At 58.8% G+C, this 12,201-nt stretch carries 12 protein-coding genes; 7 read left to right on the top strand and 5 right to left on the bottom strand.

From position 1 onward, the window contains the following. The first annotated feature begins 10 nt into the window (after positions 1 to 10). The 4 genes from EDF61_RS11295 to EDF61_RS11280 are packed head-to-tail and all read left to right on the top strand — an operon-like array spanning position 11 to position 5,014. Positions 11 to 958 carry an ABC transporter permease gene (locus tag EDF61_RS11295; RefSeq protein ID WP_133834157.1) on the top strand — a complete coding sequence of 316 codons (948 nt, stop codon included), beginning with the start codon at positions 11 to 13 and terminating at the stop codon, positions 956 to 958. After that, entirely contained in the window at positions 958 to 1,809 is an 852-nt protein-coding gene (locus EDF61_RS11290) for an ABC transporter permease (protein WP_105656130.1), read from the top strand. The genes EDF61_RS11295 and EDF61_RS11290 overlap by 1 nt, the downstream gene beginning before the upstream one ends. 3 nt (positions 1,810 to 1,812) lie before the next feature. Further along, positions 1,813 to 3,570, top strand: coding sequence for a dipeptide ABC transporter ATP-binding protein (locus tag EDF61_RS11285; RefSeq protein WP_133834156.1), 1,758 nt, complete (start codon positions 1,813 to 1,815; stop codon positions 3,568 to 3,570). 25 nt (positions 3,571 to 3,595) lie between these two features. Then, a complete protein-coding gene (locus EDF61_RS11280) occupies positions 3,596 to 5,014 on the top strand; it encodes an amidase (RefSeq protein WP_353653988.1) in 1,419 nt (472 codons plus the stop codon). A gap of 79 nt (positions 5,015 to 5,093) precedes the next feature. Here the strand turns inward: EDF61_RS11280 and EDF61_RS11275 are convergent, their stop codons facing one another. The 3 genes from EDF61_RS11275 to EDF61_RS11265 are packed head-to-tail and all read right to left on the bottom strand — an operon-like array spanning position 5,094 to position 8,173. Continuing rightward, complete coding sequence (locus tag EDF61_RS11275) at positions 5,094 to 5,873, bottom strand: FadR/GntR family transcriptional regulator (protein ID WP_133834154.1); 780 nt, start codon at positions 5,871 to 5,873, stop codon at positions 5,094 to 5,096. A gap of 50 nt (positions 5,874 to 5,923) precedes the next feature. Beyond that, positions 5,924 to 6,694, bottom strand: a complete 771-nt coding sequence (locus tag EDF61_RS11270; RefSeq protein WP_105656134.1) for an SDR family NAD(P)-dependent oxidoreductase — start codon at positions 6,692 to 6,694, stop codon at positions 5,924 to 5,926. Between the two features lie 30 nt (positions 6,695 to 6,724). Further along, entirely contained in the window at positions 6,725 to 8,173 is a 1,449-nt protein-coding gene (locus EDF61_RS11265; RefSeq protein WP_133834153.1) for an aldehyde dehydrogenase family protein, read from the bottom strand. Positions 8,174 to 8,380: 207 nt separating this feature from the next. Between EDF61_RS11265 and EDF61_RS11260 the strand changes: the two genes are divergently transcribed. From EDF61_RS11260 to EDF61_RS11250, 3 genes are all read left to right on the top strand, one after another. After that, entirely contained in the window at positions 8,381 to 9,040 is a 660-nt protein-coding gene (locus EDF61_RS11260) for a GntR family transcriptional regulator (protein ID WP_166650784.1), read from the top strand. After that, positions 9,037 to 10,149 carry a 3-isopropylmalate dehydrogenase gene (locus EDF61_RS11255; protein ID WP_105656137.1) on the top strand — a complete coding sequence of 371 codons (1,113 nt, stop codon included), beginning with the start codon at positions 9,037 to 9,039 and terminating at the stop codon, positions 10,147 to 10,149. The genes EDF61_RS11260 and EDF61_RS11255 overlap by 4 nt, the downstream gene beginning before the upstream one ends. A gap of 104 nt (positions 10,150 to 10,253) precedes the next feature. Then, positions 10,254 to 11,093, top strand: coding sequence for an SGNH/GDSL hydrolase family protein (locus EDF61_RS11250; RefSeq protein WP_133834151.1), 840 nt, complete (start codon positions 10,254 to 10,256; stop codon positions 11,091 to 11,093). A 4-nt stretch (positions 11,094 to 11,097) separates the two neighbouring features. Here the strand turns inward: EDF61_RS11250 and EDF61_RS11245 are convergent, their stop codons facing one another. Beyond that, on the bottom strand, positions 11,098 to 11,520 hold the full coding sequence (locus tag EDF61_RS11245) for a VOC family protein (RefSeq protein WP_105656139.1): 423 nt from the start codon (positions 11,518 to 11,520) through the stop codon (positions 11,098 to 11,100). A 198-nt stretch (positions 11,521 to 11,718) separates the two neighbouring features. Beyond that, positions 11,719 to 12,141: an acyl-CoA thioesterase gene (locus EDF61_RS11240; RefSeq protein ID WP_105656140.1), complete on the bottom strand. Its 423-nt coding sequence runs from the start codon at positions 12,139 to 12,141 to the stop codon at positions 11,719 to 11,721. Between the last annotated feature and the right edge of the window lie 60 nt (positions 12,142 to 12,201).

Genomic DNA, 12,201 nt, shown 5'->3' with positions numbered 1-12,201 from the left:
GGAAAATCACGTGGGTATTAGATTACTGATCAACTTGGCAAGATTCGTTGTCACTTATGTGATTGCAACGGTTGCAGTGTTCCTTTTCATGCGAGCAATTCCCGGAGATCCTGCCCAGATTGCCCTGGGTGTGAACGCCACCCCGGAGTTATTGGCCAAAACGCGAGCCGAGTTCGGGACCGATCGGCCGCTGATCGTCCAGTACTTTGACTGGGCGCTGGGGTTGCCCACCGGCAACTTCGGCACATCCTATGTCACGCGGCAAGATATCAGCCCGCTGATTGTCGACCGGGTGCAAGTCAGCCTGATCCTGGTACTGCTGGCAATGGTCCTCGCCTTGGCGATTGCGATTCCCTTCGGCACCTACGCGGCGGTCAAGCACCGCAATCCGAGCGGCATCATTGTCAGCGGAATCAGCCAGGTAGGCGTGGCCATTCCCAACTTCCTCGCCGGCATTCTGCTGGTGGTCGTCTTTGCCGTGGGCCTGGGTTGGCTTCCGGCCAACGGGTGGACACCGCCCGGCGAGGACTTCGGAGATTTCATTTCCCGCGTCGTCCTGCCAGTGCTCGCTCTGGCATCCGTGCAGGGAGCTATCCTGACTCGCTATGTCCGTTCGGCGGTGATGGAAGTGATGAGCGAGGATTACTTGCGGACCGCACGGTCCAAGGGCCTCGGGAAGCTTGAATCGCTGATCAAGCATGGTCTGCGCAACGCGTCCATCCCGGTTCTGACAGTTACCAGCGTGCAGTTGGCGGCATTGATCATTGGTGCGGTGGTCATTGAACGGGTGTTTGTGATCCCAGGCCTTGGGTCCATGCTGCTCGACGCGGTGGGCAACCGCGATCTTCTTACCGTGCAATCGGTGGTCATGGTGCTCGTCGCGATTACCTTGATCATCAACTTGGTCGTGGACGTGCTCTACACAATCCTGGATCCACGCATTCGAAAGGGCGCGTAATGTCTGCAGAACCAGTTACCGCTTCAAGCACCCGTCGCAAACTCTCCGTGACGCTGCTGGTAGGCAGCATCCTCGTAGCTCTCGTGGTGCTCGCTGCACTCGTCTCCTTTGTCTGGACCCCCTTCGATCCGGTACAAGCAGTTCCCCAGGATCGCTTGCAAGGATCCAGCGTCACCCATCTGATGGGTACCGACAGGTACGGACGCGACGTCTTTTCGGGAATCCTGTACGGAGCGCGCATTACCTTGCTGGTGGGTTTGGTTGCGGTAGGCATCGCCCTGATCATTGGGACGCCGCTAGGTATTCTGGCTGGCATGCGAGGTGGCATCACCGAGGAAGTTACTATGCGTGGCGCTGATATTCTCCTCGCTTTTCCCGCGTTGCTGGTAGCGATCATGTTTGGCGCCGTATTTGGAGCCAGCACATTCACAGCCATGCTTGCCATCGGCATTGGCTCGATACCCGGCTTTGCGCGTGTTGCGCGAAGCGGCACCCTGCAGGTGATGAGCACCGAATACATCATGGCTGCCAAGGCATCCAGCCAGAGCAGCTGGCGTATCGCCCGGCGCCATGTGCTGCCCAATATCATCGGCATGGTCGTGGTGCAGTGCTCGGTATCGTTCGCAATTGCGGTACTTGCCGAAGCAGCGCTGTCCTTCCTTGGCTTGGGCACTCCACCACCGGTCCCATCCTGGGGCCGCATGCTGCAAGAATCCCAGCAATTCCTGGGGACCTTCCCGATGCTCGCCGTTTGGCCGGGCGCCGCCATTGCCGTTGCAGTGTTGGGCTTCACCTTGCTTGGTGACGGTCTGCGTGATCGGTTCGATCCGAAACTGAATGGAGATCGGTAATCCATGGATAAGAAAACAACTACCGGCGCTCTGATAGATGTCAGGGGCCTGACAATCAGCACCAAGCACCGCACGCTTGTCTCGAACTTTAATCTGCGCATGAATCCGGGGGATCGTGTAGGGCTGATTGGCGAATCTGGTTCTGGAAAGTCCATGACCACATCCGCCCTTATGGGGTTGCTCCCGGAAGGTGTCAGCGCCAGTGGCTCCATCCAGCTTGCGGGTCACCCACGGAATCTGGTCGAGGCAACTGACAGGGAACTGCAGAAAATCCGTGGCAAGGATATGAGCATGGTCTTCCAGGAGCCGCTGACCGCATTGAATCCGCTGATGAAAGTCGGTCCGCAGGTCGCGGAAATTATGACTAGCCATAAGACCGTCGCTTCAAAATCAGCGGCTCAGGCTCGTGCCGTGGAACTGCTCGGATCGGTTAAGCTCCCGGATCCGGCACGGGCCGCCCGCTCTTATCCGCACCAGCTTTCTGGAGGCCAGCGACAGCGCGCCATGATGGCGATGGCCTTGGCGAATAACCCGGGTCTCTTGCTCTGCGATGAACCGACCACGGCTTTGGACGTTACGGTTCAACGCCAGGTTCTGGATCTGATCTTGGAATCGGTCCAAGAACGCGGCACCGGGTTGCTGTTCATCACCCATGACCTTTCGGTGGTCGCCAACGTCTGCGACCGGGTGCTGGTGATGAACAACGGCCAAGTGGTTGAAGAAGGCGATACCGGCGAGGTATTCAGCAATCCGCAACACCCTTACACCCGAGGACTGCTGGCCGCCTCGGACCTGAATGCCACAGATGCCGACGGCAGGTTATTCACCGTGGCTTCGGCCGCTTCCTACATCCCGCCTTTGGCCGAAGCGCAACCAGTCGTGGAAGCAGCAAACGCGGAAATAAGCGATCTCCGGGAACACGACCAAGCCGCGGGGGACACTGCTCCCGAAGTGCCCTCCTTGATCAGTGTCAAGGACCTGACGCGAATCTATCCTGTCGGACGCTCGTCGCTCTTCGGGAAGCGGTCGGAGGTGCATGCGTTGAAGGGCGTTTCCTTTGACGTTGCTGCCGGGCAACGTTTCGGTGTGGTCGGTGAATCCGGTTCCGGAAAATCCACCCTCTTGCGCATCTTGGCAGGTCTGGACCAACCCACCTCAGGCAGTGTTCGTGTGGCAGGAAGCGAGGTTGCAGGGGCCAAGGAGCGGGAGCTGGTCCAATTGCGCCAGCAGCTGCAGATCGTTTTCCAGGATCCCATGGGATCGCTGGATCCGCGGATGCGTGTCCGCGACATTATCGCTGAACCTTTGCTTGTTCCGGGGCAAAAGGTGGATAGCGCCAAGCACCGGAAGATGGTCGCAGAAATGCTCGGATCGGTGGGACTGCCGGCCGATGCCGCGGAGCGCTTCCCGCATCAATTCTCCGGTGGACAGCGCCAGCGAATCTCCATTGCTCGTGCGCTGATCTGCGAGCCTCGGGTGCTGGTGGCTGATGAACCGGTCAGCGCTCTGGACGTCTCCGTCCGAGCCCAAGTACTGAACCTGCTTTCGGACTTGGTCGACGACTACCAACTGACCCTCGTCTTCGTCTCGCACGATCTTGGCGTGGTGCGGCATATCTGCGACAACGTCGTGGTGATGAATGAAGGGCGGATCGTCGAAAGCGGAACCACCGAACAGATCTATAACAGTCCGCAGCATGCGTATACGCGGACTTTGGTGAATTCATCCATGTCCCTGCGCAACGAACTGGCCCTGCGCTAGTAATGCTCGTTTTCCTTGAGAGGCCATCATATCCCAGCTTTCTGAACACACCACCGCACTGCACCAGCTGTCCGCGCAGGAACTTCACGCGTCCTATGCTGCGAAGGACATCTCGCCGGTGGATGTAGCAGAGTCGGTCATCAAACGGGTTCAGGAACGTGAACCGGTACTCAACGCGATGTACCAGTTCGATCCGGAAGACGTGCTGAGCCAGGCACGCGAAAGCGAGCAACGCTGGGCCAGCGGAACAGCGCTCGGTCCACTAGACGGGGTGCCGGCAACGGTCAAGGAGAACATAGCACGCAAGGGCATCCCGATGCCTTCGGGAACGGCCCTATCCAACCCCAAGGTGCCCACGCAGAACGCGCCGATCACCGATCGGATTCTTGAAGCCGGCGGCATCCTGGTTGGCTCGACTACGATGCCGGACTGGGGCATGCTCTCTTCGGGTGTTTCCAGCCTTCACGGAATATCGCGTAGCGCTTGGAACCCTGGATGGACCACCGGTGGCTCCAGTGCGGGTGCGGGATCTGCCGCTGCTGCTGGATATGGGCCGCTGCATGTTGGCACCGACATCGGTGGATCCATTCGCCTGCCCGGCGGCTGGCAGGGGTTGGCAACACTGAAACCCAGTGCAGGATTGATTCCCCTGGACGTCCCGTACATTGGCCGGGCGGCCGGTCCCATGGGACGTACCGTGGATGACATTGCCCTTTTCATGTCAGTGCTCGGACAACCAGATATCCGTGACTATTCGGCACGGGCCTATCCGGCCATGCAATGGCAGTCAAAGCTTGGCAGCGTCCGCGGGATGAGAATCGGGTTGCAGCTTGAAGCTAACGCTGGGGCCGCTGTCGACCCCGAAATCCGATCGGCGGTGCAGTCGGTAGCGGAAACTTTTGCGCAGGACGGTGCCAGGGTCGAAGAGTTGCCGCCCTTCATCGACCAAGGCATGCTTGACCAGCTTGACCGCTTTTGGCGTACCCGGTCCTGGGCCGATTTCCGTGAACTGAGCGAAAGCGAGCAGGCGAAGGTCCTGGATTACATCGTGCGCTGGTGCGAAGGCGGAGCCAAGTTCGATGGCGCCGACACGATCAGGAATTTCGGTGCGATCGACCAGATGCAGAAGGCGACCATCGCGGCTACCGCCGGGTATGACCTCATCATCTCTCCGGTCTCCCCGATGGCTGCTTTCCCTGCGGAACAACCGATGCCAGTGGTGGATCCTGACGCCACCATGGGCCATATTGCCTTCACCGTCCCGTACAACATGTCCGGTCAGCCAGCGGCTACCGTCAATTGCGGTTTCACGTCCGAAGGCAAGCCCATTGGCGTGCAGCTGGCCGGAGCAGTTGGAACCGATGATGATGTGCTTCGCGCAGCCAGCTGGTATGAGGCAGCTCGGCCAGACAGCGCCAAACCGCAGTGGTCGAACTTGGACTGAAAATCCCGCACAAGCAGGGCACAGCAACCACCGCCGTTGCTGTGCCCTGCTTGTTGTTCCGATCTGCAGTATCGGGAAATCAGCTGGTTTGCGTGGCCTGTCCGAAGGACGCCAGCGCGGCAAGAGCTGTCCGGTCATCGGCAGGTACCAGATGACCGTAGTATTCGAACAGGCTGCTGCGGGCTAGATGCTCAGCCAGATGCGCATCTTGCTTCTGGATGGCCATGAAGACCTCGTGATGATGGTCGAGGGTGCGTTGCATCATAGCCTCGTCATCGGAACTTTGTTCAATGCTGGACGTGATGAGCTGCTCGATGGACTGGCGGACTGCTTCGCCGGTAATCTGCAGCAGTGCATGGCCGCTGGCCTGCGCGATCACGTCATGGAAATCGAGGTCTGCCTGGCTGAAAGCGCTTTGGCTCTGCGAACGCGCCGCCCGCATCCGCGCCATCGCCTTCTCGAGCTTCAATAAGTCCGCATCGGAACGTCGCGTTGCGGCCAGCGAATTGGCCGAAGATTCCATGGTCATGCGATAAATGAGCAGATCCGCGAGGCTCGACGAAGAGGTCCTGGCCAAACGGCTTATCATTTTGTGCAAAGGCGCTGACGTGGGAGAGAGGACAACCGCTCCGCGCGGATCACCCGGCCTAGAGGCAACTATCCCGTTGCTTTCCAAGACCCGCATCGCTTCACGCACCGATGAACGACTCACCTCAAACTGGGTTACAAGTTCGCGCTCTCCGGGCAGATGATCCCCGATTTTCAGTTCGCCGCTAAGTACCTGGCTTTCAATGGAACTGACGATGGCTTCAAATGCGCGCGTCTTAGCTGCAGCTGGCACCTCTGGTGTCTGTGACATCTTAAGTCGCTTTCGTGGTGGTCTGTCTGAAGAATCCTTGGCAGCACCGCCTAGTTCGGTGGGGTGAAACGACCATCGATGGCGGTCCAACCGCCATCGACGGTGAGCACCGAACCAGTCACGAAGCTCGATGCCGGCGATGCAAGATAGACAATGGCTCCAGCCATTTCCTCTGGCCTGGCCCAGCGGCCCAAGGCGCTCTTCTGGGCGTAGGCGTTGTACCAGCCGGGGTTGGCCTTGATCTGTGCGGTCAGAGGGGTTTCAACAACCCCTGGGGCAACAACATTGACCCTGACACCCTGCGGGCCGAATTCGGCGGCCGCGGTACGGGCCAGCTGGACCAGTGCAGCCTTGGTGGCCGCATAGACACTTTGCCCGGGCTCGACAACTGATGCGCGAATGGACGAGATGCCAATGATGGATCCGCCGCCATTGGCTGCCAGCCGAGGTGCGAAGGCCTGGATCAGTCCGAATGAAGCCCTCAGGTTCAAATTCACCACGCGGTCGAATTCTTCCATCGTGTAGTCGACGATGCGCTTTCGGACATTCGTGGCAGCGGTGAACACCAGGGCAGCGATGTCATTGAATTCATTGGAAGCGGCCTGAACAGATTGAATATCCAGAACGTCGAGCTCGATAACCGTGGAACCGCTGCTGAGCATGTCGGCGGTCTCCTGCGCGGTTTCGACATCGCGGTCGGCGCAAATCACGTGGGCGCCGTGGGCGTCGAGGGCCAGAGCCGCTTCACGGCCAATGCCGCTGCCTGCACCGATGACCATGACGCGCTGGCCTGCAAATTGGAAGAGCTGCGTGTAATCCATTGTGTTGTCCTTCGTTTATGTTGCCTCGGGCTACGGGCGGATGATGGCCATCCGGGTGACAGTGAATTCTTCCATTGCGAAGCGGGGGCCTTCACGGCCGATCCCGGAGTCCTTGACTCCTCCATAGGGCATGATGTCTGACCGGAATCCCGGGATTTCATTCACTACGACACCGCCAACTTCCAGTTCATCGATGGCGCGGAAGGCCGTCTTCAGCGACTTGCTGTAAATGGCTGCCTGCAGTCCGTACCGTGAATCGTTCACCAGCTCAAAAGCTGCATCGAGGTCAGGCACCGTGCGCAAGCAGATGACAGGACCGAATATTTCCTCGCACCATAGTTCTGCATCGGACGGGACGCCGCTCAGAATCGTGGGCTGGATGGATTCTCCTAGCAAGCCTCCGCCGGTCAGCACCTGTGCTCCGCGTTCTTTTGCCTTCTCGATCCATGACAGCACGCGTCCGGTGGATGCCTTATTGATCAGCGGAGCCACCCGGGTCTGTTCCGAGCGGGGGTCGCCAACCGCTATTTCGCCGATGCGCGCCAGCAGCTCCCGCTGGAAGTCGCCAGCGATTTTCTCATCGAGCAGAACGCGCTGAACAGAGATGCAGGCTTGCCCGTTGGCATAGAACCCCCCGCGTAGCACGGCATCGACTGCTGCATGGATGTCGGCGTCCTCGGCGACAATGAAACCGGTGTTAGACCCCAGCTCCAGCACTGCCTTGCGTGGTGCCGCATTCTTGGCGATCTGGTGGCCGACGGCCGCGGACCCGGTGAAGGAAACCACCGCTGAGCGAGGGTCTGCGACCAATGTCTCGCCAACGTCAATGCCGCCAGTGACCAGCTGCACCGCTGCGGTGCTGACCTGATGGGCGGCGAGAGCCTCGTGGATCAAGTGCACGGCCCACAACGTGGACAGAGGAGTACTCGGTGCTGGCTTGATGATGATCGGGCACCCAGCCGCCAGCGCTGGCGCAAGCTTATGGCTGGCCAAGAGCAAAGGGTAATTGAAACCGGCGATGCCGATCACGATTCCTGCCGGTTTACGGGTCCAGTACCCGATCATGCCATCGCCGCTGGCCTGCAGATCCAGGGGTACTGTTTCGCCGCGCAGGTTCGCGACTTCTTCGGCTGCCGCGGCCCATGTGGTCAGGGTGCGCGCAACTTCTACCCGGCAGTCCACCAGGGGTTTGCCAGTTTCGAGGACCAGGAGATTCTCGAGCTCTTCGCGGTGCTCGGAAATCTTGTGATGGACCGCCAAGAGGATTGACCGCTTGGTGCCGGTGCTCAGCCTCTCGACTTCCTTGGCGACGCCTTGGGCGGCGTCCAACGCCTGGCTGGCTAGTGCCGCGGAGCCTACAGGCGCGTGCGCAACTACTGAACCATCGAAAGGGAAAATAACGGGGACTGTTTCCGCGCAGTGCACCCACCGATCGCCGATGGGCAATCCCGCAGGGTAAGCATCTGAGTGAGAAGTCATCGTTCCTACTTTCGAATTGGCGCCATGGAAGTCCTACTGGTCTGACCAGTAGATGACCAAAGCTAATCAGTGATCTAGCTCGCAGTCAACGGGTTTGAGGAAAATGACCCTTTCACACTTCTAAAACGTTGAATTCATTGACATTAAGCGAAACTCCGGGAACAGTAATGCTCACTATTCCACTTCGGGATACCGAGAAATTCGGATGTGCGAGTACAGGCGGTGGCGGTGGCTTTTGACTGGAGGAGCAACGTTTCGCTGGCTCGGGAAACTGCTGGCGTCATCAGTGAGCGAGTCTTCTTGGGACGGTATGCGCCAGGACAAGTCTTGGCGCAGCAGCGGCTCTCCGAAGAGCTTGGCGTCAGTCGGACACCCTTGCGTGAAGCCTTTGCCTTGCTAGAGCATGAAGGCGTGGTTCAGCTCGATTCCTACGGGCGAGCCACGGTTACGAAGATGGACATAACGAATCTGCGTGAAGCACTGAAATTCCGCGAACTATTGGAATCGGCAGCCTGCGGCATGGCAGTCGATAAGATATCGAGGCCCTTGCTCGCCGACCTGCTTCAAGCGTTGCGCAACCCGGGAACCGCCACGCCACATAATGCTTCCAAGGTGCACCTATTGCTGCTGGGTTCATCGGGCAATCGCTATCTTCAAGGATTCTCGACCCTTGTGCGGATAACCGAGGAAGTGCATTTGCCAGCTACCGCGTGGTTCCCGACGAATACCGGAAAACTGCGGAACCTCCAGGTAGGCATCCTGGAGTGTGTAGCCGAATCAGACGGTAAGGCTGCACAACGCCGAGTACGCGAATACTTCAACGAACTTCAAAACCACCTAGCCGCTAGTGAAAGGCCTATCCAATGAAAACCTACAGCGTTGCCGTCATCCCCGGAGACGGGATCGGCCCGGAAGTCATGGGGGGAACACTTGACGTTTTGGCTGCAGCTGAGAAGAAATTCGGCTTCGCGCTGGATCTGACTACTTATGACGCAGGTGCTAAGCATTATCTGCAGACCGGCGAGCTATGGAACCCGCAGTTGACTCGAAAGCTGCGGGGCCATGATGCCATACTCTTCGGCGCGATGGGGGATCCAGCAGTGCAGCCAGGCATACTTGAGCGCGGATTTATCCTAGCGATGCGCCAGGAATTCGAGCAGGCGGTGAACCTGCGCCCGGTCAAGCTCTACCCGGGCGTCGCCACCCCCATTGCCGGGCTGACACCTGAACGTTGCGATCTGGTGATCGTCCGTGAGAATACCGAAGGTGCCTACATTGGCCAAGGTTCGACAGTCCACGCAAATACACCTCACACTGTGGCGCTCCAAGAATCGGTCAACACCCGGCAGGGGATCTCGCGAGTAGTGGAGTATTCCTTCAAGCTGGCTATGAGCCGGCGTAAGAAACTTACCTTGTGCCATAAGAAGAACATACTTATCGAAGCTGGGAAGCTTTGGCAGGAAGTCGTGGACCACGTTTCTGGGCGCTATCCCGAAGTTGAAGTCGACTACGTTCATGTCGATGCCATGTGTTTCCATCTCCCTGTTGCCCCGGAAAGATTCGATGTAGTAGTTACCGACAATCTCTTCGGAGATATCATCACGGACCTTGGAGCCGTCATCCAGGGTGGCCTGGGCGTTGCAGCAAGCGCGAATCTCAATCTGGATGGAAACTCACCTAGCATGTTCGAAGCCATCCACGGCTCGGCTCCCGACATTGCCGGAAAGGGCTGGGCCAATCCTGTCGGTGCGATCCTGTCTGGTGCGATGATGCTCGCGCATCTAGGAGAAGAGCGGGCCGCAATGGCCATTGAATCTGCTGCCGTCAGCGTGGTGCGCGAGCTTCCCGAACTAGCCGGACCGAACATGGGGAAGGACACCTCTGGCATTGCAGACGATATTGCTCGGCTTGTATCCGAGGATTTCGTTATGGTTCCGGGTTTATCGGTGATGAAGAGCTTGTCTGCGGCACGATGAGCTTATGCCAATAGACCGACTGCACGCCATTGTCATCTAAAAGAGTGGTGGGGTTCGTTTTCCCGTCATTGCTTAGTCAACTGTTCCTTGTAGATTAGCCAATCATGGGACGGCTGTTTATGGCGATCGGGGATTCCTTTACCGAAGGCGTGGGGGACTGGGAACCGAGGCTGCCCAACGGGGTACGCGGATGGGCCGATCGCGTGGCCAAGCAGCTATCCAAAGCGGATCCCGAGTGGCAGTACGTGAACCTGGGAATCCGCAGCCGACGGCTCCAGTCGATTATCGACGAGCAGATCCCCATAGCCCTGGAACTCAGGCCGGAGGTGATCACCTTTTATGCCGGCGGCAACGACATCCTGGAATTCCGCAAGGACATGAAGGAATTCCTTGCCCGATACTCGCAAGCTGTCGAAGCCCTGGTTTCCACGGGTGCCAAGGTCCTGCTGTTCACCGGGTTCGATATCCCCGTGCACCCGGTGCTCGCCCCGTTCAAACGGCGCAACTGGCGCTTCAATGACCACGTGCGCCGGCTCGCTGAACGCTATCCGGACTCAGTAGTGCTCGTTGACTACTGGAATTGGGAGGCCTACCGGGATAAGCGCATGTGGGATATCGACAAGCTGCACATGAATCGTGCCGGCCATCGCTACATGGCCATCAGGATCCTGGAGATCCTCGGGTATCCGCACCAGCTGGTTTTCGATCCTTTTGGCGCCGCGGACCGGGTCGGATTCTGGCAGGCCACGCAGCGCGACGTGGAATGGCTGAGGCAGTGGGTGCTGCCGATGTTCGGGCGGCGCATGCGCGGCATCACCCTGGGGGACCAGCTGCGTCCCCGCTGGCCGGAGCCGATGCATCCGGCCAAGGGGATGAAGAAGCAGTTCCGCAAGCGCCGCAAAGCAGAAGAGCTGCGGCACCTGCGGAATTCCGAGGTCGACTAGCTGCCTAGCTGCCTGGGTTTTCCATTGCTTCTGGACTCATCCACGCGATTTCCCAGACGTGGCCATCCGGGTCCTGGACGGCTGCCTGGTACATGCCCGGGAATGGCTCATCTGCCGGGCGGTAGATGCTGCCGCCACCGGCCTCGGCCCGTGCGACGAAGTCGTCGACGCCTTCGCGGGTTTCTGCCGACAGGGCATTGAGGGTTTCGCGCAGGCCGCTTCCGAGCGCCGGCTTATCGCCGTTGACCAGGAAGCTTGCGAAGAACTCCTGGCGCAGCACCATCACGAGAATATTCTCGGCGATGATCCATGAGGTGGCATTTTCATCGGAGAACGTCGTGTTCTTGGTGAAGCCCATGGCCTCGTAGAACTTGTCGGCTCTGGCTAGATCGGCGGTCGGTAGGTTGACGAAAATCATCTGGCCCATGGGTTTCTCGCTTCTGCGTCGGGGGAATTCCTCAGTGCAAAAACAACTTTGCTGGACGCATGAACCGAGCGCAAGAGCTATGCGGGATTAACCTTGAAATGAAACAAGGCCCCGCTAGAGCACGCAGTTAAGCGCGGCCGAGCGGAGCCTTGAACCAAACCCTTGAATTCTTGAGGGCTTCGGGCATTCAAGCGGGGACTAGATCAGTGCCTTGGTGATTTCCAGCGGGATGCGATCGCGGGTGTAGGTGATGTGGTCGTAGCCGTGCGGTGCCGGCTTGCCGTCTTCGCCGATGTTCACGAAGACGATCTTCTCGATGGTCAGGATCGATTCCTGGGTGAAGATGTTGCGCACCTCTGCGCGCAGGGTGACCGAAGTCCGGCCGAAGTCGATAGCGGTCAGGCCCATCTCGATCAGGTCGCCTTCCTTTGCGGAGGCGATGAAGTTGATCTCGGACATGAACTTGGTGACAACGTGCTTGTTGCCCAGCTGGATGATCGAGTAGATCGCAGCTTCTTCGTCGATCCAGCGCAGCAGGCTGCCGCCGAACAGCGTGCCGTTTGCGTTCAAGTCTTCTGGGCGAACCCACTTGCGCGTATGAAAAGTAATACCCTTAGCCATACACAAAATGCTAAGTCAGATCGGGTGCATTGCGCTGTAAGGTGCTCCACAATGTAGGGG

It is taken from the genome of Arthrobacter sp. JUb115 (genome assembly GCF_004365035.1).
In the GTDB taxonomy this organism is placed as follows: domain Bacteria; phylum Actinomycetota; class Actinomycetes; order Actinomycetales; family Micrococcaceae; genus Glutamicibacter.
The sequence above is the reverse complement of the archived record's forward strand: the minus strand, read 5'-3'. Positions and strand labels throughout refer to the sequence as shown.